Source organism: Lolliginicoccus suaedae, assembly GCF_008312885.1.
GTDB lineage: Bacteria > Actinomycetota > Actinomycetes > Mycobacteriales > Mycobacteriaceae > Lolliginicoccus > Lolliginicoccus suaedae.
On the sequence record NZ_VSSO01000001.1, the window covers coordinates 523565 to 544961 of the forward strand.

The window sequence follows — 21397 nt, forward strand, 5'->3', positions numbered from 1 at the left end:
GCGACACAAGTCTAGAACGTGGTGGGCGCGCGGGGGCCGGGAGCGGTCATACCGGTGTGCCCTTCATCACGGGCCGTGCTGCCGCAGCCTGATCATATGCTCTACTGCATAGGACATATTGGCTGAGCTTTCCGCATCAACGATGATGCGAACCAAGGAGCACTGATGGCCCACTCGACCAGTCCCCCCTTCCGGCGGCTCGGCGCGTTCGCCGCCCGCCACGCGCGCTGGATCATCGCAGCATGGATCTTCGCGCTCGTCGGGCTCAATCTCGCCGTGCCGCAGCTCGAGCGGGTGATCGCCGACAACTCCGCGGCGTTCATCCCCCACGACAACGAGGCCAACCAGGCCTTGATGGAGATGTCGCGGGACTTCGGCAACCCCGAGTCTTCCGCCGTCGGGTTCTTCGTGCTCGCCAGCGAGGACGGCATCGACGAGCAGGACCGCGCGTACTACGACCAGCTCACCAAGGGACTCCTCGAGATCCCCGAGCACGTCGCCTACATCCTCGACCTGCAGACCACTCCCGAAGCTCGCGAGCTCACCACCAGCGAGGACGGCAAGGCCGTCACGCTGATGACGGTGCTCAACGGCGGCAACGGCACCACCGAGGCCACCCAGGCCACCGACGCCGTGCGCGACCTCGCTGACACCCTTCCCCGGCCCGACGGGCTTGACGTCGAGTTCAGCGGACCGGTCGCCACCACCTCCGACCAGCTGCGCGCGGTCGATCACGGGATGCTGCTGATCACCGGCGCCAGCATCATCCTCATCAGCCTCGCGCTGCTCATCGCCTACCGGCGCATCGCCACCGTCGTGATCGCGCTCGCGCTGCTCGGCGTGGGCCTCGGCACGGCACGCCCCGTCGTCGGGCTGCTCGGCCAGGCCGGGATCCTCGAGATGTCGATGTTCACCGCCGCGCTCATGACAGCGCTGGTCATCGGTGCCGCCACCGACTACGCGGTGTTCATCATCGGCCGCTACCACGAGGCACGGAAGCAGGGCCTCGATGTGCAGGAGGCCGCGGCCGAGGCCATCGGCGGCATCGCCGTGGTGATCATCGCCTCGGGCCTGACCATCGCCGCGGCCTGCATGGCGATGCTGTTCACCAAGGTAGGCATCTTCCGTACCGCCGGTCCCCCGATCGCTGTCGGCATCCTCGTCTCCCTCGCCGCGGCGCTCACCCTCGGACCCGCGCTGCTCGCCATTCTCGGTCGCGGTGGCCGGGCCGATCCGCTCCCGGGCAGGCCCGGCAAGCGATCCCCCGAGCGCCGCTGGAGGCGCGCCGGGGCGCGCGTGGTCCGCCGTCCACTTCCGGCCTTCGCGCTGTCGGTGCTCGTGCTCGTGCCCTTCGCGCTCGTCGCGCTGACCCACGAGCCGAACTTCGATGAGTTCAGTGCCCAGCCCGCCGACTCCCGCAGCAACCTCGGCTACCAGCTCGCCGCGAAGCACTTCCCCCGCAACGAGCTCGTGCCGGAGTATCTGATCGTCCGCGCGGATCATGACCTGCGCACCACCGAGGACCTCGCGGCGCTCGAGCACATGGCGCGCAGCATCTCCGAGGTCGAGGGCGTGGGCACGGTGCGCTCGATCACCCGTCCCGACGGGGAGACCCTGCCCGAGGCCTCGCTCGGCTACCAGGCCGGGCTGATCGCCGACGGGCTAGGCGTGGCCAGCGAGCAGATCTCCGCGCAGCGGCCCGAGCTCGACCGTCTCGTCGCCGGTGCCGCCGAGCTCGAGCGCGGCACCAGCGAGGCGCGGGAACGCATGCCCGAGCTCGTCGACGGCACCGATCAGCTCATCGGGGTCTCCCGCGAGATCCTTGGCACGGTAGACGCCGTGGAGCGTGCCGTGCAGGATGCCTCCGGAGGAACGATGGACCTCGACGACGCCCTCGCGGAGATGCGCGTGCTCGCCGACGGCATCGAGAATGCCGCCGCGGTCATCGCGGCGAACTCCACCGCGATCCGGGACTCGACCGAGCTGCTCGCCGCCGTGTTCGGGCCGGGCCTGCGCGACGGCGGGTGCGGTGCCGACGCGCACTGCGCCACCGTCCGCCAGGCACTCGTCATGATCGATGCTGCTACCGGTGGAAACTCCGCCCAGGCCCTGCGCGATGCCATCAGCGCGGGACGCGATGCGGATGCCGCGGCCGAGCGCATGCGGGCGATGTCAGTGAGCATGCGCCAGATCTCCGATCGCGTGCAGGGATCCCTTGCCGTGCTCGGCGGGGACGGTGCCGCGGTGCGCGGGCAGCTCGATGCGCTCTCCGCCGGGGTGCGCGAGCTCGAGGCGGGCGTGGCGCAGATCGCTGGAGGCGCCAGCCAGATCGCGGACGGCACGGGACAACTGCCCGGCACCCTCGATGAGCTCACCGCGGGGCTCGGCACGGCCACCGGATACCTGGAGCAGATGCGGGCGAGCGCCTCGACGGGCACCGCTTCCGGGTTCTACCTGCCCGCCTTCGCGTTCGACGACCCGCGCCTGGTCACCGCGAGCAAGTTCTTCGTCTCCCCCGACGGCAAGACCGCCCGCATGATCGTGCTCACTGAGGGCGATGCGCTGGGCCACGAGGCGTTCGAGCGGATCGACGCCATCAAGTCCGCCGCGCGGGCGGCCGCGGAGGGCACCGTGCTCGCGGACGCCGAGATCTCGACCACCGGGTTCGGCTCCATCTACAGCGACCTCGAGGACGAGATCAATCGCGACTTCGCGCTGGTGGCGATCATCGCGCTCGCTGCTGTGACGCTGATCCTCGTGGCGATGCTGCGCAGCATCGTCGCTCCACTGGTGATCATGGTGTGGGCGCTGGTGTCGTTCATCGCCACCATCGGCATCGGTGTGCTCGTCTGGCAGCACATCCTGGGCATCTCGCTGCACTGGTCGGTGATCCCGATCGCGTTCGTGATCCTCGTGGGCGTGGGCGCGGACTACAGCATGCTGGTGATCAGCCGTATCCGGCAGGAATCAGCCCAGTCCTCCGATGCCAGCGGACGAAGCGGCGGACTGCGCCTCGGGGTGATCCGCGCGCTCGGTGCCACCGGAAGCGTCATCACCACCGCGGGCGTGGTGTTCGCGGTGACGATGTTCGCGCTGATGGCTGGCGGAATCTACCTGCTCGCGCAGCTCGGCTTCGTGGTGGGCATCGGGATGATCCTCGACATCCTGCTCGTGCGCACGGTCCTCGTGCCGTCGACGTTGCTGCTGCTCGGTCGCGCGTCCTGGTGGCCCGCCAAGGCCTAGCCGCATCCCGCTCGCGCTGGCGCCCCGCCGGTCCCGGATTCCCGGGCACCGGCGGGGCTCTCGCTATCCTCAGCCAGGAGTCGTCGCGGTGTAGACAGTGTTGGTGGACGTGCCGCCCTGCAGCGGATTCGCAAACTCCACCACATGCGCCTCAGATGTCGTGAACGTGCTAGCCAGCCGGTCGAGGAACTCCTTGTCCGGGGGGTCGTTGGACCACAGCGCGAACACTCCACCGGGTCGCAAATGAGTGGCGAGGTGCTCGAGCCCGGGACGCTCGTAGAAGGCCGCATGGCGCGGGTGCAGCACATGCCGCGGCGAATGATCGACATCGAGGAGGATCGCGTCGAACCGGCGGCCCGGCTGCTCCGGGTCGAGGGAAACGCCTGCCGCGAGGGCAAAGAAGTCCCCGTGGACGAGGCGGCAACGAGGATCGGTGGCAAGACGCTCCCCCGCTGGAATGAGGCCGTCCCGGTGCCACTCGATGACCTCGGGGATCGCGTCGATGACGACCAGCGATGCCACGCGCGGGTCATCGAGCGCGGTGATGGCGGTGTAGCCGAGGCCGAGGCCGCCGACAGCGACGGAAAGATCGCTCTGGTCCGCCGCGAGGAGGGCCAGGCCGAGCCGGGCGAGCTCCTCCTCGGCAAGGGTGAACATGCTGGACATCAGGTACTCGTCGCCGAGCTTGACCTCGAGCACGTCGCGCTTCGCGCGGGGATCCCACCGGCGCCGCAGGCTGATCTCTCCGAGCGGGCTGTCCTGCCAGGCCAGTTCCTCGAATCTCATTCGCCGCACCTTACTTGGTCGCGCGATCCTTGGTCGTATCCTGCTCTGCCGACGTTTCTGGGCGGCCCCGTCGCGTGCGCGGTCCACAGAGCGGTGGCAGACTCGGATCATGGTGTCATCGCTGGGCAAGGTGGGATTGTGGACGGCGTCGCTCGATGGTCGCGCCCCGGCCGAGGCGAGCGAGCTGGTGACGGAGCTCGACGAGCAGGGCTGGGGGTCGCTGTGGTTCGGCGAGGCCTACGGCCGGGAGGCATTCACCGCCGCGCAGCTCTATCTCTCAGCGGCGCAGCGCATGGTGATCGGCACGGGCATCGCCAACATCTATGGGCGCGACGCACTGGCCGCGGCGTCCGCTGGGCGCACTCTCGAGGCACTGCATCCGGGACGGTTCGTCCTTGGGCTGGGAATCTCCCACGCCCCTCTGGTGGAGCGGACGCGCGGGCACGTGTACCGCAAGCCCATCGCGGCGATGCGGGAGTTCCTCGATGCGATGGATTCCGCCCCGGCCCTGGTTGCCGGTGAGCAGGTGGCCCCCGCCCGGGTGCTCGCTGCCCTGGGCCCCCGGATGCTGGAAGTGGCGCGCGACCGTGCCGACGGGGCGCACCCCTACCTGGTGACGCCGGAGCACACCGCTGGAGCGCGGGAGATCCTCGGCCCGGACCCGTTGCTCGTGGTGGAGCAGGCGGCGGTGGTCGATCCGGTCGCCGCGGGCAACCGCGAGTCATGGGAGGAGCGCGCGCACGGCCATCTCGCGATCTACACCGGGCTGCCGAACTACCGGACATCGTTCGTGCGGCAGGGATTCACCGACGATGACCTCATCCGGGGTGGCAGCACCCGTCTCGCCGAGCAGATGGTGGCGCGTGGTGTCGAGCACACGCGCGAGCTCGTCGCGGCGCACCTCGAGGCGGGCGCGACGAGCGTGGTCGTGCAGGTGCTGGGAACGAGCATCACGGAGCCACCGCGCGCGGACTGGGCAATGCTGGCCGAAGCGCTGCTCTAGCCGTTCACAACCCTCCCGCTAGCCAGTGGCAGTGCCGCCGGGGCGCACCACGGTGTAGCGGGCACAGGCGAACTCACCGTTGCGCGCTACTTCCTCGAGCCGGAGCTCGACATGGCGGGGCATCAGCGGCTTGCCCGCGCCGACCGTGACCGGCGCGAGGTAGACGATGATCTCATCGAGCAGGCCCGCGTCCGCGAACTGGCCGGCGACATCTCCCCCACCGACGATCCAGATATCACGACCACCACTGGCCTCCAGCAAGTGCTGGTGGATCCTCGAGGCGTCGCCCCGCGCGAAGGTGATCGGTGCGCCGGGGATGCTGGGCAGGTCGCGATGCGTGAGCACCCAGCACGGAATGGTGTACGGCCACTTCCACTCCGAGGAATCCTTGCCAGCGAACTCGTGATCGATCACCCACTGATAGGTCGTCGACCCCATGACCATCGCCCCGATGCCGACGAAGAAATCGTCATAGTTCAGCGGGCCGCGCGGATCCTGCTCCCGGGTGAACAGCCAGTCCAGCGAATCATCGGAGGTAGCGATGAACCCATCGAGGGTCATCGCGGTGTAGTAGTAGGTGCGCGCCATGATGATCCTCACGATTCCGGGGTGCGGAGCAGTGCCTACCCTAGCGGTCCGGTCGGACACATCGTGGTGGTCAGCCCCGGATGCCAGCCGCGATGCCCTCGAGATGAGTGGTGAACACAGCGGCGTGGGTGAGCGGCAAGTAGTGGCCAGCCCCGGGCACGATGCGCAGCTCGGCGGCTCGGCCGTTGTCGCGGCTCGCGCGGAGGAAGCGTCGCTCGTGGATGCGGAAGTGGTCGTGGCGCCCGTTGATGTACCAGGTGGGGCCGGGGTAGGAGCGCGCGGCGGCGAGCGGATCGAACGCGACGATGTCGCGCACGACGTCGGGGATGACCTCGGTGGCGATGCCGTTGTCGATGATCGCGCGGGCCGCCGGGGGCGGGGCGGTGAGGCGCATGGCGATCTGGCTGGCGGTATCGCCGCGGTTGGGGAGCCGGTTGAGGGCGTGGTAGCCGCCAAGGAAGGGAGCGGCGAAGATCTTGCTGGGGATCGCGGTGGAGCCGGTGACGACGAGCCCGGCGAGGAGGTCAGGATGCCGGGCCGCGGCAGCGAGCGCGAGGTATCCGCCGAGGGAGTGCCCGACGAGCAGCGCGGGCTCGCCGTGAGCGTCGATGCTGCGGGTGATGACCTCGATCGCACCGTCGAGGGTGAAGGGCTGCCCCCGGCGGCTGCCATGCCCGGGGAGGTCCACCGCGTCGACGCGGTAGCCATGCTCGCGGAGCTGGGCGGTCTCGGCGGTCCACTCAGCGTGGCTGAGACGGATGCCGTGGACAAGGACGATCGGGGGCAGGCTGCTCACGCCAGACAGTGTTGCATGCGCGAGCGTGGCGGCGTCGTCGGGGAGATCCCTGCCACACGGGGGTTATGCAGTATGGCATATGTCCGTAAAGTGAGTTCCAGCAGCTTTCTCGCGACCCAAGGAGCAATCATGCAAATCACGCCACGGACACTGAAATGGGGCATGCGGGCCTGGCCGCCCTTCCTCGGCGCGGGCATCAAGGTCGAATCCATCGCCGAGGACTGGTCGCGCGCGGTCGTATCGATGAAGGTCACCCCGCTGACGCGCAACGCCGTGGGCACCGCCTTCGGTGGATCGCTGTCGTCGATGACCGACCCGTTCTTCATGCTCCTGCTCCTGCCGCAGCTTGGCGACGACCACTACGTGTGGGACACGCGCGGCGAGATCGAGTACCGCAAGCCCGGAACGGGAAGACTGACAGCGACCATGGACATGCCTCCCGAAGTGGTGGCGGCGATCCGCGAGCGTGCTGCGGGCGGCGAGCGCGTGCTCACCTGGTTCTCCTGCGATATCCGCGACGAGTCGGGCGATGTGGTCGCGACCGTGCGGCGCGAGGTCTATACCCGCCTCAAGGCCCGCCGGAGCATTGCCGCTGCGGCCTAGGGCCTAGCGCGCGGGCCGGTGGATCAGCGCTCGAGCCGCAGCACATGGATGCGCGGGGCAACGCCGTTCTCGCCAGTGCCCCCGCTCGTCGCGAGCACGACGGTTGCCGTGCCGTCCGCGAGCCTCGGACCGAGGCTGATGGCCTCGACGGCACCGGCCTGCGCGCCGACGGTGTCCAGGTCGAGCAGAAGCTCGGACTCTAGCGGCGCCTCTTCGCCGGTGAGCGCACGCCTGCCCGCAATGTCGGTCGCGGCCTTCGTGCTCGCCCGGTGCAGCCGCGCGGATGCTTGCCCGTCGGGGCCAGTGCCTTGCTCGACGATCAAGTAGTCGGTTCCTGATAGCGCGAGGATGCCGGTCACTCTGGCTCTATCGCCCATCGAGAGCTCGAAGGCGTGCTCGCGCATGATGATCCCGCTGTAGCGATCGATCAGCGCGAGCCGCGCGCGCGGCCGACCCGGGAGCGAGCGGTCCTGCTGGAGCGGCGCGCCGCTGGCCACCGCGATAAGGCCACCGTCGATGGCAGCACCGAGCGTCGACGGCGCGGAAGCGATGCCAGAGCCACCGGCATCGCTGGGCATCCACGAGCCGGGGAGGGCGTAGTCGCGGACGTGGGCTCCAGTGATATCGAAGCCGCTGAGCCGCGGAACCACGCCCGAGCGGCTCCTCGTCGTGCTCGCGACGAGAACGTCACCGCCGGCTTGCCGGACAGCTCCGGCCGTGAAGGTGGCGCCACCGATCGGGCCAGCGGCGTCGCGCAGTGGTGAATCGGCGAGGACCTCGATGCGGCTGCTGGTGAATCGCCCGTCGGCGCCAAGCGGGATGCGGATGGTAGTGAAGCGGGCAGTGCCCGAATGATTGGCATTGCCGGAGACAGCAAGGAAGACACCGGGGATCGGTGTGGCATCGAGGCCGGTGAAGCCGCCCGGAAATGCCTCGACCAGGCGGGAATCCACTTCCACGGCGGCGGTGTCGAGATGAGTCACGCGCTCGGCAGCCACCTGGGGCGCCAGGGACACGGCGGAGATCGTCACAGTGACGAGCATGGTAGCGATGCCCAGCCTGGTCCTCATGGGGCAGCACGGTACTCCCGCAACGTTACATTCTGGTGCACGACACGTCGCGGTGCCGCGAGCGAGGGAACAGGGAGAGAGCTACGCGTCCAAGCGCACACGATCAACTCGATGAACTGGTATGCAGTGCATATCTGTCACCTGACTGCTTCACAATATGACCCAGTAATCATATGACTAATCCGTCAGATGACTGTTTTGTTGTATGATCGACGGGTGGATCATCGCCCCATGCGCCCCATTCCCCTGACCGTGGGCAGCGTGCCCGCGCTCGAGGACATCATTGGCCGGGACCTCCAAGTCGACCGCGTGCTCGGCCTTCTCGCCGCGCGGCAGACCGTCCTGCTCACCGGCGACCGCAGGGTCGGCAAGACCTCGATCGCCCGGCTCGTCGAGGCCCATCTCGCGGCCACGGATCGACGCTTCGTCCGCACCTCCGCCGAGCGCGTCGACTATCGCGGCTTCGCCACCGAGCTCGCCAGGTCCCTCTCCCGCTCCGTGCCCGCAGGCCCCCTGCGCGAGGAACTGCGCCGCTGGGAGCTGACCATTACCGCGGGGCCCGTCGGCGCCAAGCGTGCCAGCGAGGACCGCGGCCTAGACGACATCATCGCCCTCGCCCTTCCTGATGAGGGCGAGCCGCCGCTGGTCCTCATCATCGATGAGGTGCCCGTCCTTGCCCTCGAGATGGAGCGCGCCCAGCCCGGCTCCGGGCGCGAGCTGCTTGTCACGCTGCGCCGGATCCGCCAGCAGCATTCCACCCGGCTGGCCATGCTCCTGCTCGGCTCCATCGGGTTCCACCATGTCAGCGATGCCGCCCCGGGAAGCGTCAACGACGTGGTCCCCGAGCCCGTCGGCTCGCTCGATGAGGCCGACGCGATCCATCTCGCGCGCTGCCTCATGCTCGGCGAGGACATCCGCCCCACCGATCCGCTCGGGGTAGCCGTAGCGATCGCCCATGCCGCCGAGGCGGTCCCGTACTACATCCAGCACCTCGTGAAGGCCTGCCGGGACATGCCCGCCCGCGATGATCTCGCCCCGAGCGACATCGCGAGCCTCGTCGAATCGGCGCTGATCGATCCCCACGACCCGTGGAACATGCGGCACTACCGCGACCGCATCACCCCCTATTACGGGGCCGAGCGGGCCGAGCTGATCGAATCCATGCTCGATGTGTACGCCGACCGCGGCACCATCACCGTCGATGAGCTGCGCCGCCTGCTGCCCTACACCGAGCTGCCCGAGGTGCCGGGACGGCGCGCGCTCGTGCGGATCATCGAGGATCTCGAGCGCGATCACTACCTGCGCCGCGAGGGCCGGGCGAGCGGGTTCCGCAGCACGCTGGTGCGCGAGTACTGGAAGCGCAGCATGCGATGAGCGCATCCTTGCCGGCCCCGCTGCATCCAGTGCACAACCCGCGCACCGCCCCTCTCCCCCACCTCGAGCAGGCCACCGCCGGGCATGCCGCTCTGATCGCGCGGGTGCGCTCCCGGATCGAGACGGCCTCCCGGTCAGGGACGCGCGCCCACACCTTGCTGCGCGGGCCGTGGGGCTCGGGCAAGACCCACATCCTCGCTGTGGCTACAGGTCAGGCCCTGCGCAGCGAGAAGGTCGCGGCCCGGGTAGCACTGGCGTGGCTGAGCGACGATGCTCTTCCGATCAGCAGCTATCCAGACTTGCTGCACGAAGCCATCACCACGCTCGGCCCCGAGCATGCGGACGAGGCGCGCGCGGCCCGGCTCGCGGCGTCGGTCAGCGATCTCGAGGATCTCCTCGCCACCATCGTGGGCAGACGGCTCCTCGTGCTCGTCGCCGAGCACATCGATGTTCTCTTCGACCGGATCGGCGGTGCCGGGGCGCGCGCTCTGCGCGGCTTCGTGGAGACCCACGGCCGCACGCTCGTCCTTGCTTCCGCGAGCAGGCTCGTCCCCGCGCTCTCCTCGCGCGCCGAGCCCTGGTACGGCAACCTCGATATCGACACCATCCCGCCCCTCGGCACGGCCGAGGCGGTGAGCCTTCTGCGGCACCGCGCCACCAGCGCCGGAGACGAGCAGCTCGCCACCTGGCTCGGCACCGCCGGTGCCGCCGCCGCGATCGAGACCGTGCACCGCGCCATCGGCGGATCACCGCGGGCATGGCAGATCATCGCCGATACCGCGCGTCCCTCGACGCTGGGACAGCCGGCAGCGACGATCAGCAAGCTGCTCGACACCTGCTCCCCGCACTACCAGCACGAGCTGCTCGGCCTGGCCAACACCGAGCGGCAGCTCCTCCTCGGGCTCGCGCGCGCGCCGGGACCCATCACCGTGGGCGAGCTTGCCGACAATGCCGGGCTGACGGCCAACACCGCGGCGGTCACGCTGCGCCGCCTCGCGGACAATGCCTGGGTGCGCGGTGGCAAGCTGCCCGGCGAGGACCAGCGCCGTACCTATTACCAGTTCACCGATCCGATGCTGGCCGCCTACCTGCTGTGGCGCGACACTGCCGGCACGACCTGACCGGCTAGTCGGCCATCATCTCGCGCATCCGCTCGCTGATCTGAATGATCTGGGCGTGATTGCCGTCCGGATCGATGAACGTTCCGAACCAGCTGCCGTCGCGGTCCTCGAGCGGGGCGAACCAGCTCGCGCCCGTCGCGTCGATCCGGGACGCGGCCGCGCGGGCATCGTCGACCTCGATGTTGAGCATGAAGCGGCACGGATCGATATTGTGCTCCTCCACATCCTCCCGGCCATCGAGCATCAGGTAGAAGCCGCCGAGATCGAGCACCCAGTAGCCGCCATCGGGCGTGCGCTGCGCGGTGATGCCGAGCGCCTTCTCGTAGAACACGCGGAGCCGCTCGGGATCCCTGCTCGCGAACAAGACGCTCGAGATGGCGGGGGCGGGACGCGAATCAGTGGGCATGGCAAAGTCCTTTCCTCAGCGATGCACGGGCAGTGCATGAGGGTAGGACTCGCCACAGCGACGGAAGTCATCGCGCCCATCGGGCACCGAGGGCGTAGAGTACGAGGTACGCGGAGCAACCCCGGAAGGCACGACGCCCGGAAATACCCTGGCCACTGGTCCGCGCTCTGTCTCCCGCTCGCCCGCTCCGCGTCACAACGCGAGATGCCAGCCAGCGGAGCACCCACGGGCGCCTCCTGAAGCGCGCCCCACGAACTCACTGAAAGTTGCACAGCTGCATGGAATACTCCCAGCTCTTCCTCGCCCCAATCAGCAATGATCCTGATGCCAGCCCGGCACCCGAGGATCACGACACCACCAGCGCCGATCAGGCCGCCCCCAGCACGCAGCACGCGCAGCCGCACGCCTACCGCGAGCTGTTCTCCGACCGGTCCCGCGGCTAGCGCTGCGCCGCCCAGCTCGTCGGGCGGCGACGACGCAACCGCCGGGACCCGCGATAGGCCAGCCACGCCACCGCGATCAGCACCAGCGGGATGAGCACCGGCAGCACCATCGCGATCAGCGCGACCACGAACGACAGCACATCCTCGACGATCGACACGATGGGGTTCGCGGTGCCCGCCGTCGCGGTGGTGCTCGCCACCCGTGTCCCGGCCTGCGCCGTGCCCACCGCCAGAGCCGTGGGCGCGCCCACGATGATCCCGGCGATGATCGCCGCGGACGCATCGAGGCTCGTGAACACCGCTCCCGCCGCGATGGCGGCCGCCACTGGGCGCGAGACCATGCCCAGCGCGCTCAGTGCATTGTCGATCAACGGGATCTTGTCCGCGAGGAGCTCCGCCACCGTGGCGATCGCTAGCGACACGAGCGCGGCCGTGGACCCGAGCCAGGAGAACGACTCGCCCAGGCTGATCCCCAGCCACCCGAAGTGCGCGACCGCGCTGAGCATCAGCAGCGGCAGGAAAGTGCGCAGCCCCGTGGCGGCAGCAAGGCCAAGACCGAGGAACGCGGCAAGGATCCAGGTATCCATGCGTCCGATTCTAGGCCGCGCCCTCCCGCTCGCGGCTCTCGGCGGGCCAGCCGGCTACGGCTTCAGCGCGTCGTGCACGGGCACGCTATCGGCCACCTGCTCGAAACTGGTGATCGTCCCGTCCTCGACGGTGAACCAATGGGTGAACCGGGCCCGGAACGAGCGGCCCGTCGCCCGGCTCCTGCCGGAGTACCAGCCGAGCGCAGCGACCCGCGGCCCCTCGGCCAGGATTGTGCCGGGCTGGACCCGGAACCCCTCCCAATCGCTCGCCAGCGGCCCCAGCACGTTCGCCGCGACCGCATCGGGGCCGATGTAGGTGCCGCCGTAGGGGAAGCCTGCTTCCTCGATCCACGAGATGTCCGGGGCCATCATCGCCATCACGCCAGGCCCATCGCCTTCAGCGAACTTGTCATAGAGGGTCTCGATGACCTCTCGTGCATCCATTCCGGGCCCCCGATCCACTGGCTACCTCAAGTATCCTGCCGCTGGCTCGCTTGCCACAAGAGGCAACGCGGAGGGGTGCGGGCGATCGCTGCTTACTCGCCGCGCCCGCGGGTCCCGGCCTTGCGCGCCTCCCGTGCCCAGCCAGCCTCGATGCGTCGCAGGATGGGCGGGAACGCGATGCGGAACATGATCGCGAACAGTCCGCCCCGAGGTGTCGCGAGGGGCTGGTATGCGAAGCGCATGCCCACGGTGCTGCCGCTCGGCGCTGGCTCGACCGACCACATCGCGGCGAGCGAGCCAAGCGGGTAGGGATAGGTGCTGGTATCCACATCGATGGCGAAGGCGCGGCCTTCCTCCCAGAGGGTGCAGGTCTCGCTCCAGGTCTTGCCGCCGGTGGAGGTGCATTGCCGGGCGCGAGGTGCCCCGTTGTGGCTGCTGGTGACGGTGACGTCGGAGAGGTTGGGCGCGAGCTGCCCGTAGAGGCGATGGTCGGTGAGATCTGCCAGGACTGCTCGGGCGGGGCCGGGATCGTGGTGCTGGTTTCCATTACCTCGAATCCAGCTAGAGGATCGTCCTGGTGGATGCGGGCGCGACCGATGGCTTGAGCGATCGCGAGGATCGCGACGATCGTGCCGACGACGAGGATCGTGGCGCGTGCTGGCGCGGGCAACGAGGCCACGGCGAGGATGAGGACGCTCGCCACGACCCACAGCACGTCTGCGGCGATGATGGCGGCGGCGGCGCGGCGCAGCGCGGGGTCGGGCAGGGCGGCGGCGACGGCGACCACGATGCCAAACACTGCCACCGATGCGCCGATGGCGGCAAGCAGTGCCGGGGGGACATCCCAGGAGCCCGCGAGCCACCAGGCGAGCGCGAGGGTAGCCGGGCCGGTGACGAGGGAGAAGGTGGCGTTGGCGCGCAGGGCCGCCCGCAGCAGCGTGGCCGAGGGACGGGTGCCCGTGGCGGTGATGATCGATGTGTTCATGGTTCCACCATCGCGCGAACAGGGAGCCTGGTCGATTCCCTGCGAGGGAATGGCCGGGCGGGTCCGACTACCGGATAATCAGGGCATGGCAGCAGCAGGGATCGCGGGACCAAGCGAGTTCGGGGCGCGGATCAGGCAGTGGCGGGCCCATCGTGGCTTGAGCCAGCTCGCGCTCGCGGGCCGCACCGCCACCACCTCGCGGCATGTGTCGTTCCTCGAGACGGGGCGCTCGCGCCCGAGCCAGGAGATGGTGCTGCGGATCGCTGACGCGCTCGATGTGCCACTGCGGGAGCGCAATGCGCTGCTGCGAGCGGCCGGGCTGCCGCCCCGCTACCCCGAGGTGGCGCTGCAGGGCGAGGATCTCGCTCCGTTCCGGGCCGCGCTCGATCGCTTGCTCGCCGCGCACCTGCCCTATCCCGCGATGGTGCTCGACGCGCACTGGAACGTGCTGCTCGCCAACGAGGCGTGCGCCCGCTTATATGGGCCGGATGTGCTGGGCAGCAATGTGATCCGCCGCTATACGGGCACTCCGGGGGCGGCCGAGGCAATCGTCAACTGGGCCGAGGTCGCCTGGGCGGGGGTGGACCGGTTGCGGCAGCAGCGCGACAGGATGCCGTTCGATGCAGAGATCGCTGCCTTGCTCGGCGAGGCAGAGGCTGCCACACGGGGACTGCCGAGACCAGCTGGCGCCCCGCCGGGCCTGGTCGCGTGCCCGTGGTTCCGGGTGGGCGATCGGGTGGTGCGCACCATCGGGATGGTGTCGCGGTTCGAGGCGACCGCGGAGGTCACCCTCGATGAGCTGCGCATCGAGCTGACCTATCCCCTCGACGCGGAGGCCGAGGCCTTCTTCCGCGCCGAGTAGGAGGTCGCGCGGCCTACTCGCCCATCTGGTCGAGCAGCTCGCGCATGGTGTCGATCTCGGCCTGCTGGCTGTCGCTGATGCCCTGGGACATGTCGCGGGCGCCGGGGTGCTCGCCGTTGCCGAGGTGGGCGCGGGACATGTGGATGGCGCCCTCGTGGTGGATGATCATCTGCTCGAGGAACATCCGGCTCGCGGCGGGGCCGTCAGCATCGCGGAGCTCGTCGAGCTGGGCGGTGGACATCATCCCGTCCATCCCGCCCATGAAGTCCTCGTCCATCATGGTGCCGTCGTCCATCATATGGCCGGCATCGTCGTGCTGGTCGGTCCACTCGCTGATCCACCCCTGGAGGGTGTCGATCTCGGGCTGCTGGGCGTCCTTGATCTGCTGGGCCAGCGCGGTGACCTCGGGCATGATGCCGTCCTTGGCGAGGATGATGTCGCTCATCTCGACCGCTTGCTCATGGTGGGGAACCATGCCCTGGGCGAACATGAGGTCGGCGGCATTGGCGGTGGCGGACTCGGCAGTGGAGCTTGCCGGGGAGGTCGCGGGGGTCGCGGTATCGGTGCTGGTGGTGCCGCACGCGGTGAGGGCGATGGCGAGGGCGGAGGTGGCAGCGATGGCTAGAGGACGGGTTCGCATGATGCTCCTGTCAGAGGGGTTTCCGGATCCGGTGGGGTTGCTGGACCCACTACCTTTATATACCCTAGGGGGGTACCTACGCCACACTGTCCGGCCGACGCGCCGGACCACACCGAGGAGCCCTTCATGACCACCACGATCACCGTCACCGGCATGACCTGCGGACACTGCGAGAACTCCGTCCGCTCCGAGATCAGCGCCCTGCCCGGCGTCACCAGCGTCGCCGTCGACCTCGCCACCGGCGCGGTCACCATCACCAGCGACACCGAGCTCGACCCGGCCGCCCTGCGCGAAGCGGTCGATGAGGCCGGCTACGCCATCGCCTGATCGACCCCTGGACGCAGCTCCCCGCACCCCCTGGAGACCCACCATGAGCAAGACCCTCGACACCGCGCGCGCTGCCCAGGAGGCACCGCCCCGGATCATCGACCTCGACATCACCGGAATGACCTGCGCCTCCTGCGCCGCGCGCATCGAGAAGAAGCTCAACCGCGTAGAGGGCGTCACCGCGACCGTCAACTTCGCCACCGAGAAGGCCCGCATCACCACCGGAGCCACCTCGGTCAGCACCGATGAGCTGATCGAGGTGGTCCGCAAGACCGGCTACGGCGCGCGCCCCCACCACAACGACGCCACGCTCACCGCCGCCGACATCGATGCCGAGGACGAGCGCGCCGTCGCGGGCCTGCGCCGACGCCTCGCCCTCGCGACCGTGCTCAGCGTCCCCGTCGTCGCCACCGCCATGATCCCGGCGCTGCAGTTCCCCGGCTGGCAGTGGTTCTCCCTCGCCCTCGCGCTGCCGGTCATCATGTGGTCCGGGCTGCCCTTCCACCGCGCCGCGATCCTCAACGCCCGGCACCGCGCCGTCACCATGGACACGCTGATCTCCATCGGCACGCTCGCCGCGCTCGGCTGGTCCCTCTACGCCCTCTTCTTCGGCACGGCCGGGCACATCGGCATGACCCATGGCTTCAGCCTGCTGCCCGCGCGCGGCGACGGCTCGGCCAACATCTACCTCGAGGCCGCCGTCGCGATCACCACGTTCATCCTCGCTGGGAAATACCTCGAGGCCAGGTCCAAGCGGCGTGCAGGCGCCGCGCTGCGCTCCCTCGCCGAGCTCGGCGCGCGCGACGTGGCCGTGCTGCGCGAAGGCATCGAGCAGCGCATCCCCGTGGCGAGCCTCATGGTCGACGACATCTTCGTCGTCCGGCCCGGCGAGAAGATCGCCACCGACGGCACCATCGTCGAGGGCCACACAGCGGTGGACGAATCCATGCTCACCGGCGAGCCCGTGCCCATGGAGGCCGGGCCCGGCGACACCGTGACCGGAGCGACCCTGAACACCTCCGGCCGCATCGCCGTTCGCGCCACTGCCGTCGGGGAACAGACCCGGCTTGCCCGCATCCGTGAGCTCGTCGAGCAGGCACAGGCCGGCAAGGCCGCCGTCCAGCGCCTCGCCGACCGCATCTCCGCGGTGTTCGTGCCGTTCGTCCTCGCGCTCAGCGCCGCGACCCTGGCGTTCTGGCTGATCAGCGGCGACGGAACCGAGTTCGCGTTCACCGCAGCGGTGGCCGTGCTCATCGTGGCCTGCCCCTGCGCGCTCGGGCTCGCCACCCCCACCGCACTGATGGTGGGCACCGGCCGCGGCGCGCAGCTCGGCATCCTCATCAAGGGCCCCGAGGTCCTCGAGTCCACCCGCCGCATCGACACCGTCGTCCTCGACAAGACCGGCACGCTCACCACCGGCGAGATGACGCTGCACGAGGTGATCCCCGCGACCGGAACGAGCGCCGCCACCGCACTGGCGCGCGCGGCGGCGCTCGAGGACTCCTCCGAGCACCCCATCGCCCGCGCCATCGCCACTGCGGCACGCGCGCAGGGCGCGACGCTCCCCGCGGTCTCTGGATTCTCGAGCATCTCCGGGCTCGGTGTGCGCGGCACCGTCGACGGCACCAGCGTCATCGTCGGCCGCCCGGCACTGCTGAAGGACGAAGGCCTCGCCGTTCCCGGCGATCTCGCCCACGCCCTCGAGGAGCAGCAGCGCCAGGGCCGCACCGCCGTGCTCGTGGGCTGGGACGGCGAGGCTCGCGCGGTGCTCGCCGTGGGCGACTCCCCGCGCGCCGAGTCCGCCGAGGCCGTCGCGGGCCTGCGCCGGCTCGGCGCCGAGGTCATCATGCTGACCGGCGACAACGAGACCGCCGCGCGCGCCGTGGCAGCGACCATCGGCATCGATGAAGTGATCGCCGGGGTGCTGCCCGAGGACAAGGCCACCGTCATCGCCGACCTGCGCGCCAGCGGAAAGGTCGTCGCCATGGTCGGCGACGGCGTCAACGATGCGGCAGCACTGGCGGGCGCGGACTTGGGCATCGCGATGGGAAGCGGCACCGATGTCGCCATCAACGCCAGCGACCTGACCCTGATGCGCCCGGACCCCCGCGCGATCGTCGATGCCATCCGGCTTTCCCGTGCCACGCTGCGCACCATCAAGGGAAACCTGTTCTGGGCCTTCGCCTACAATGTCGCGGCACTACCGATCGCCGCGGCAGGCCTGCTCAACCCGATGATCGCCGGCGCCGCCATGGCCGCCTCATCATTGTTCGTCGTGGGCAACAGCCTGCGGCTGCGCCGCTTCTCCCCCACCCGTTCCTGACCTCCCCTCCGGCGAAGGTCCTGCACCCGAAAGGCCACCGACGATGACAACCTCCAATCCGCCATCAGCCAGCGCTGATGCCTCGGAGACCCAGGCTGGCAGCGCCTGCCATGACGGCAACCATCACGGCTACATCTCCAGCAAGGACAACTACCTCAAGCGGCTGCGCCGCATCGAGGGCCAGGCGCGCGGCATCCAGCGCATGGTCGAGGAGGAGAAGTACTGCATCGACATCCTCACCCAGGTGTCCGCGATGACCAGCGCCCTGCGCTCGGTCGCCCTCGGGCTGCTCGATGACCACATGAGCCACTGCGTCGCCGATGCTGTCGCCGTCGGGGGCGAGGAGGCGGACGCGAAGCTCCAGGAAGTGTCCGATGCGATAGCACGGCTCGTGCGCTCGTAGACTCTCCCCCATGCCCGTCACCACACCTCATCACGCCACGGCCCCCGGCCCGGGCGCGTACCAGGCCCTCATGGAGGCCGGATACGTGCGCGACGGCCTCGAGATCTACCGGCGATCCTTCGCGATGATCCGCGACGAGACCGATCTCAGCGGGTTCTCCCCCGCCGATGCCGATGCCGTGGTGCGGATGATCCACGCGTGCGGGCAGACCGGCCTGATCGACGACATCGCGCACACGCCCGGTGTCGTCGATCACGCCCGCGCCGCTCTCGAGGCGGGGGCGCCGATCCTTGCTGATACGCACATGGTCGCCGAGGGCATCACGCGCCGCCGCCTCCCCGCGGGCAACGCGGTGATCTGCACGCTCCGCGACCCGCGAGTGGCCGGCCTCGCCGAGGAACTGGGCACCACCCGCACCGCCGCCGCGGTGGAGCTGTGGCGCGAGCATCTCGACGGTGCGATCGTGGCGATCGGCAACGCCCCCACCGCGCTGTTCCATCTGCTGCAGCTCATCGATGATGGCGCGCCCGTGCCCGCGGCCATCGTCGGCGGGCCCGTCGGCTTCGTGGGAGCCGTGGAGTCGAAGGAGGCAGTGATCGCGCATCCGCAGCAGCTGCGGCATCTGCTCGTGCGGGGCCGTCGTGGTGGCAGCGCCATCACGGCCGCAGCGGTCAATGCGATCGGGAGCGTGGAGCTGTGAGCGGCACCTTGTGGGGCATCGGCCTCGGTCCGGGGGACCCCGAGCTCGTTACCGTCAAGGCGGCCCGGCTGATCGGCGCGGCCGATGTGGTCGCCTACCATAGCGCCCGCCACGGCCGGTCCATCGCGCGCAGCGTCGCCGCGCCCTACCTGCGGGAAGGGCAGATCGAGGAAAAGCTCGTCTATCCGGTAACCACCGAAACCACCGATCATCCGCGGGGCTACCAGGGCGCGATCGACGAGTTCTACGCCGAGTCCGCCGAGCGGCTCGCCGTCCACCTCGCCGCGGGCCGCGACGTCGCCCTCCTCGCCGAGGGCGATCCGCTGTTCTACAGCTCCTACATGCACATGCACAAGCGGCTGCAAGGCCGGTTCCGCACCGAGATCGTGCCGGGCGTCACGTCCATCTCGGCCGCGTCCGCAGCGATGCAGGTACCGCTCGTCGAGCGCGACGAGACCCTCACCGTGGTGCCGGGCACGCTGCCCGAGGCCGAGCTGATCGATCGGTTCACCAGCGGTGACGCGGTCGCGGTGATGAAGCTCGGCCGCACCTTCGGGCCCGTGCGCGAGGCGCTGGAGAAGGCCGGCCGCCTCGACGAGGCCGTGTATGTCGAGCGGGCGAGCTGGGACGCCCAGCGGGTGCTGCCATTGCGCGATGTTGACGCCTCCGACGTGCCCTACTTCTCGGTCGCGATCGTGCCGTCGCCGCTGAACACCGGCTCACCTGCCCCTGCGCTCCCCGGCGACGCCAGCTGCGGCGAGGTCGTCGTGGTGGGCCTCGGTCCAGGACACACGGACTGGACCACCCCTGAGGTGCGGCGGGAGCTGCGCGCCGCGACGGATCTCGTGGGCTATGGCCCCTACCTGGCGCGCGTGGCCAAGAACGCCTGGCAGCGCCAGCATCCCTCCGATAATCGCGTGGAGGAGGAGCGTGCCGCCCATGCACTCGACCTCGCCCGTGACGGCGGGCGCGTCGCGGTGGTCTCCTCCGGGGATCCCGGTGTGTTCGCGATGGCGTCCGCAGTGCTCGAGGTAGCCGCGCGCGAGGAATACGCGGATGTGCGGGTACGGGTGGTACCAGGGATGACCGCCGCCAACGCGGTGGCCTCCCGTGCCGGGGCACCGCTGGGCCACGACTACGCGGTGATCTCCCTGTCGGACCGGCTCAAGCCGTGGGACATCGTGGCGGAACGCGTTCGCGCCGCAGCGACAGCGGATCTCGCGATCGCGATCTATAACCCCGCGTCCCGCTCGCGCACCTGGCAGGTGGGCGCGCTGAAAGAACTGCTGCTCGAGATCCGTGACGGCGCGACACCGGTGATCATCGGCCGCGCGGTGGGCAGCGACGCCGAGACCGTCACCGTCACGAGCCTTGCTGACCTGGATCCGGCGCAGGTCGACATGCGCTGCTTGCTGATCATCGGATCGACGCAGACGAGCGTTGTCGAGCGCCCGGCCGGGCAGGTGGTCTACACCTCGCGCCGCTACCCGGCGCTCGATCCCCTGGCGCTCGACAACGCAGTCCGCTGATCCCCTAGCCGGTCGTTCAGGCCGCGGTGGTGCTCACGCCAGCCATTCCGCGGTCCACCACACGTTGCCGCTGAGCACCGCGGGCGCCACCCACAGCGCGGCGATGAGCGTGGCGCTGGTGAGCATCTGCTCGCGGGTGCCGCCCGCGCGGCCGAGGACCGGCAGGCGCATGCGACGCTTCGGCAGCGGCCACAGGAAGTTGTTGAGCCCGCGGGTGGTCATCATGTCCTGCACGCAATGCAGCAGGCAGCCGATCGCCGCGGTCCAGGGCATCCACCACCAATCCCCCGGCGCGAGCCACAGCGCGAGCGCGACGATGCCAATGGCTTCCACCGCCATGATCTCGTCGCCGATGTGGCGGGACCGGAACACCGACAGCCCGAGGGTGAGCAGCATCGTGTAGGCCAGGAACCACATCATCACCATCAGCGCCCAGTTCGACGGCAGCACCAGCTGCCCGAAGTCATGCGGCACCGTGCCCAGCAGGCCAGCGAGGAACCCCATCGCCAGCGCGAACGCCACGGTGTGCGTCTTGCCCACCCTGTGCCCACCCGACAGCTTGTTCACCAAAGTGGCGAAAGCTTTCGAGAATGGACCGAGCGTGCGCGAGAGCTGCGCGTCGGAGTGATCCCAGTCCGGCCACACCGACCAGCCCGCGATGGCGATGGTGGAGACAATGATCTCGCCGGTGGTCAGTGGCCGGCCGGCCGCTTCGGCGATCGGCGGGGCGAAAGCGAGCCACAGGACGCTCGTGGTCGCTAGATGTCCTCGGGCCATCATGGTGGCGAGGCCCCCCTTTCCTAGTGGTGAAGCCCGGGCACGGTGCGAGGCTGGAGAGCTGCCCTGGTTCCGGACCGAGACTTGTTGCTGTGCAACCAGATACACGACGACTCCGACAGAAGCGGCACCGCGCGGCCCTGGATGTGCCGGGGATCACAGTGATGGCGTTTCCGCAATGCCACCAGGGGCCTCGGGGTGGTCGCGCCCCTCCTGCCGCGCCATTGGCGAGCAAGGGTTACTGCTCGCTCGTGGCATACCCGCCGATGAGAGTGCGAAAAACGACGCGAAACGTGCGGCGAGCTGTCGCAATTCGCACTTTCGAGGCGGTGTGAAGCACGCGTGGCACCGTCGGCGGGAAGCGAGCGCGACCTCATCGTGTTGCTG

The 21397-nt window shown here is 69.5% G+C and carries 22 protein-coding genes; 12 read left to right on the forward strand and 10 right to left on the reverse strand.

Going from position 1 to position 21397, the window contains the following annotated elements; translation table 11 throughout:
• Positions 1 to 165: 165 nt before the first annotated feature.
• Complete coding sequence (locus FXO18_RS02375) at positions 166 to 3243, forward strand: MMPL family transporter (RefSeq protein WP_149359457.1); 3078 nt, start codon at positions 166 to 168, stop codon at positions 3241 to 3243.
• A gap of 69 nt (positions 3244 to 3312) precedes the next feature.
• On the opposite strand, the gene FXO18_RS02380 is transcribed toward FXO18_RS02375, so the two are convergent.
• On the reverse strand, positions 3313 to 4029 hold the full coding sequence (locus tag FXO18_RS02380; RefSeq protein ID WP_149359458.1) for a polyamine aminopropyltransferase: 717 nt from the start codon (positions 4027 to 4029) through the stop codon (positions 3313 to 3315).
• A 109-nt stretch (positions 4030 to 4138) separates the two neighbouring features.
• On the opposite strand from FXO18_RS02380, the gene FXO18_RS02385 reads away from it, so the two are divergent.
• Positions 4139 to 5032 (forward strand): TIGR03620 family F420-dependent LLM class oxidoreductase, encoded by an 894-nt coding sequence (locus FXO18_RS02385; protein WP_149359459.1) that lies wholly within the window; start codon positions 4139 to 4141, stop codon positions 5030 to 5032.
• Between the two features lie 18 nt (positions 5033 to 5050).
• Here FXO18_RS02385 and FXO18_RS02390 read toward each other — a convergent pair whose 3' ends face one another.
• A complete protein-coding gene (locus tag FXO18_RS02390) occupies positions 5051 to 5620 on the reverse strand; it encodes a dihydrofolate reductase family protein (RefSeq protein ID WP_149360058.1) in 570 nt (189 codons plus the stop codon).
• A 70-nt stretch (positions 5621 to 5690) separates the two neighbouring features.
• A complete protein-coding gene (locus FXO18_RS02395) occupies positions 5691 to 6416 on the reverse strand; it encodes an alpha/beta fold hydrolase (protein WP_149359460.1) in 726 nt (241 codons plus the stop codon).
• Positions 6417 to 6545: 129 nt separating this feature from the next.
• Here FXO18_RS02395 and FXO18_RS02400 point away from each other — a divergent pair, with 129 nt between their 5' ends.
• Positions 6546 to 7019 carry a DUF4442 domain-containing protein gene (locus tag FXO18_RS02400; protein ID WP_149359461.1) on the forward strand — a complete coding sequence of 158 codons (474 nt, stop codon included), beginning with the start codon at positions 6546 to 6548 and terminating at the stop codon, positions 7017 to 7019.
• Between the two features lie 23 nt (positions 7020 to 7042).
• On the opposite strand, the gene FXO18_RS02405 is transcribed toward FXO18_RS02400, so the two are convergent.
• Positions 7043 to 8089: an esterase-like activity of phytase family protein gene (locus FXO18_RS02405; protein ID WP_149359462.1), complete on the reverse strand. Its 1047-nt coding sequence runs from the start codon at positions 8087 to 8089 to the stop codon at positions 7043 to 7045.
• A gap of 231 nt (positions 8090 to 8320) precedes the next feature.
• On the opposite strand from FXO18_RS02405, the gene FXO18_RS02410 reads away from it, so the two are divergent.
• Together FXO18_RS02410 and FXO18_RS02415 are read left to right on the forward strand one after the other, a co-directional pair.
• The gene (locus FXO18_RS02410; RefSeq protein ID WP_187774137.1) at positions 8321 to 9463 is read left to right on the forward strand and encodes an ATP-binding protein; all 1143 of its coding nucleotides are present in this window, start codon (positions 8321 to 8323) and stop codon (positions 9461 to 9463) included.
• On the forward strand, positions 9460 to 10584 hold the full coding sequence (locus FXO18_RS02415) for a helix-turn-helix domain-containing protein (RefSeq protein ID WP_149359464.1): 1125 nt from the start codon (positions 9460 to 9462) through the stop codon (positions 10582 to 10584). The genes FXO18_RS02410 and FXO18_RS02415 overlap by 4 nt, the downstream gene beginning before the upstream one ends.
• A 4-nt stretch (positions 10585 to 10588) precedes the next feature.
• Here FXO18_RS02415 and FXO18_RS02420 read toward each other — a convergent pair whose 3' ends face one another.
• The gene (locus FXO18_RS02420; protein ID WP_149359465.1) at positions 10589 to 10990 is read right to left on the reverse strand and encodes a VOC family protein; all 402 of its coding nucleotides are present in this window, start codon (positions 10988 to 10990) and stop codon (positions 10589 to 10591) included.
• A gap of 278 nt (positions 10991 to 11268) precedes the next feature.
• On the opposite strand from FXO18_RS02420, the gene FXO18_RS15825 reads away from it, so the two are divergent.
• On the forward strand, positions 11269 to 11433 hold the full coding sequence (locus tag FXO18_RS15825) for a hypothetical protein (protein WP_187774138.1): 165 nt from the start codon (positions 11269 to 11271) through the stop codon (positions 11431 to 11433).
• On the opposite strand, the gene FXO18_RS02425 is transcribed toward FXO18_RS15825, so the two are convergent.
• The 3 genes from FXO18_RS02425 to FXO18_RS02435 form a co-directional block, all read right to left on the reverse strand.
• Positions 11430 to 12020 carry a DUF4126 domain-containing protein gene (locus FXO18_RS02425; protein ID WP_149359466.1) on the reverse strand — a complete coding sequence of 197 codons (591 nt, stop codon included), beginning with the start codon at positions 12018 to 12020 and terminating at the stop codon, positions 11430 to 11432. The genes FXO18_RS15825 and FXO18_RS02425 overlap by 4 nt on opposite strands.
• Positions 12021 to 12074: 54 nt before the next feature.
• On the reverse strand, positions 12075 to 12464 hold the full coding sequence (locus FXO18_RS02430; protein ID WP_149359467.1) for a nuclear transport factor 2 family protein: 390 nt from the start codon (positions 12462 to 12464) through the stop codon (positions 12075 to 12077).
• A gap of 92 nt (positions 12465 to 12556) precedes the next feature.
• Entirely contained in the window at positions 12557 to 13174 is a 618-nt protein-coding gene (locus FXO18_RS02435; protein ID WP_187774139.1) for an SRPBCC family protein, read from the reverse strand.
• 78 nt (positions 13175 to 13252) lie between these two features.
• On the opposite strand from FXO18_RS02435, the gene FXO18_RS02440 reads away from it, so the two are divergent.
• Positions 13253 to 14311: a helix-turn-helix domain-containing protein gene (locus FXO18_RS02440; protein ID WP_187774140.1), complete on the forward strand. Its 1059-nt coding sequence runs from the start codon at positions 13253 to 13255 to the stop codon at positions 14309 to 14311.
• A 13-nt stretch (positions 14312 to 14324) separates the two neighbouring features.
• On the opposite strand, the gene FXO18_RS02445 is transcribed toward FXO18_RS02440, so the two are convergent.
• Complete coding sequence (locus tag FXO18_RS02445; RefSeq protein ID WP_149359470.1) at positions 14325 to 14951, reverse strand: DUF305 domain-containing protein; 627 nt, start codon at positions 14949 to 14951, stop codon at positions 14325 to 14327.
• Between the two features lie 126 nt (positions 14952 to 15077).
• Between FXO18_RS02445 and FXO18_RS02450 the strand changes: the two genes are divergently transcribed.
• The 5 genes from FXO18_RS02450 to FXO18_RS02470 all read left to right on the forward strand — a co-directional run bounded on the left by FXO18_RS02450 (position 15078) and on the right by FXO18_RS02470 (position 20233).
• Positions 15078 to 15278 (forward strand): heavy-metal-associated domain-containing protein, encoded by a 201-nt coding sequence (locus FXO18_RS02450; RefSeq protein ID WP_149359471.1) that lies wholly within the window; start codon positions 15078 to 15080, stop codon positions 15276 to 15278.
• A gap of 43 nt (positions 15279 to 15321) precedes the next feature.
• Positions 15322 to 17601, forward strand: coding sequence for a heavy metal translocating P-type ATPase (locus FXO18_RS02455; RefSeq protein WP_149359472.1), 2280 nt, complete (start codon positions 15322 to 15324; stop codon positions 17599 to 17601).
• Between the two features lie 43 nt (positions 17602 to 17644).
• Positions 17645 to 18004, forward strand: a complete 360-nt coding sequence (locus tag FXO18_RS02460) for a metal-sensitive transcriptional regulator (RefSeq protein WP_149359473.1) — start codon at positions 17645 to 17647, stop codon at positions 18002 to 18004.
• Between the two features lie 70 nt (positions 18005 to 18074).
• A complete protein-coding gene (locus FXO18_RS02465; RefSeq protein WP_149360059.1) occupies positions 18075 to 18704 on the forward strand; it encodes a precorrin-8X methylmutase in 630 nt (209 codons plus the stop codon).
• Entirely contained in the window at positions 18701 to 20233 is a 1533-nt protein-coding gene (locus FXO18_RS02470; RefSeq protein ID WP_149359474.1) for a precorrin-2 C(20)-methyltransferase, read from the forward strand. The genes FXO18_RS02465 and FXO18_RS02470 overlap by 4 nt, the downstream gene beginning before the upstream one ends.
• A 33-nt stretch (positions 20234 to 20266) precedes the next feature.
• On the opposite strand, the gene FXO18_RS02475 is transcribed toward FXO18_RS02470, so the two are convergent.
• Positions 20267 to 21013 (reverse strand): metal-dependent hydrolase, encoded by a 747-nt coding sequence (locus tag FXO18_RS02475; protein WP_149359475.1) that lies wholly within the window; start codon positions 21011 to 21013, stop codon positions 20267 to 20269.
• Between the last annotated feature and the right edge of the window lie 384 nt (positions 21014 to 21397).

Bases quoted from the DNA above. Each gene is read 5' to 3' on its own strand.
- FXO18_RS02375 (WP_149359457.1), top strand. From the start codon at position 166: ATGGCCCACTCGACCAGTCCCCCCTTCCGGCGGCTCGGCGCGTTCGCC.
- FXO18_RS02380 (WP_149359458.1), bottom strand. From the start codon at position 4,029: ATGAGATTCGAGGAACTGGCCTGGCAGGACAGCCCGCTCGGAGAGATC.
- FXO18_RS02385 (WP_149359459.1), top strand. From the start codon at position 4,139: ATGGTGTCATCGCTGGGCAAGGTGGGATTGTGGACGGCGTCGCTCGAT.
- FXO18_RS02390 (WP_149360058.1), bottom strand. From the start codon at position 5,620: ATGGCGCGCACCTACTACTACACCGCGATGACCCTCGATGGGTTCATC.
- FXO18_RS02400 (WP_149359461.1), top strand. From the start codon at position 6,546: ATGCAAATCACGCCACGGACACTGAAATGGGGCATGCGGGCCTGGCCG.
- FXO18_RS02405 (WP_149359462.1), bottom strand. From the start codon at position 8,089: ATGAGGACCAGGCTGGGCATCGCTACCATGCTCGTCACTGTGACGATC.
- FXO18_RS02410 (WP_187774137.1), top strand. From the start codon at position 8,321: ATGCGCCCCATTCCCCTGACCGTGGGCAGCGTGCCCGCGCTCGAGGAC.
- FXO18_RS02415 (WP_149359464.1), top strand. From the start codon at position 9,460: ATGAGCGCATCCTTGCCGGCCCCGCTGCATCCAGTGCACAACCCGCGC.
- FXO18_RS02420 (WP_149359465.1), bottom strand. From the start codon at position 10,990: ATGCCCACTGATTCGCGTCCCGCCCCCGCCATCTCGAGCGTCTTGTTC.
- FXO18_RS15825 (WP_187774138.1), top strand. From the start codon at position 11,269: ATGGAATACTCCCAGCTCTTCCTCGCCCCAATCAGCAATGATCCTGAT.
- FXO18_RS02425 (WP_149359466.1), bottom strand. From the start codon at position 12,020: ATGGATACCTGGATCCTTGCCGCGTTCCTCGGTCTTGGCCTTGCTGCC.
- FXO18_RS02430 (WP_149359467.1), bottom strand. From the start codon at position 12,464: ATGGATGCACGAGAGGTCATCGAGACCCTCTATGACAAGTTCGCTGAA.
- FXO18_RS02440 (WP_187774140.1), top strand. From the start codon at position 13,253: ATGCCAAACACTGCCACCGATGCGCCGATGGCGGCAAGCAGTGCCGGG.
- FXO18_RS02445 (WP_149359470.1), bottom strand. From the start codon at position 14,951: ATGCGAACCCGTCCTCTAGCCATCGCTGCCACCTCCGCCCTCGCCATC.
- FXO18_RS02450 (WP_149359471.1), top strand. From the start codon at position 15,078: ATGACCACCACGATCACCGTCACCGGCATGACCTGCGGACACTGCGAG.
- FXO18_RS02455 (WP_149359472.1), top strand. From the start codon at position 15,322: ATGAGCAAGACCCTCGACACCGCGCGCGCTGCCCAGGAGGCACCGCCC.
- FXO18_RS02460 (WP_149359473.1), top strand. From the start codon at position 17,645: ATGACAACCTCCAATCCGCCATCAGCCAGCGCTGATGCCTCGGAGACC.
- FXO18_RS02465 (WP_149360059.1), top strand. From the start codon at position 18,075: ATGGAGGCCGGATACGTGCGCGACGGCCTCGAGATCTACCGGCGATCC.
- FXO18_RS02475 (WP_149359475.1), bottom strand. From the start codon at position 21,013: ATGATGGCCCGAGGACATCTAGCGACCACGAGCGTCCTGTGGCTCGCT.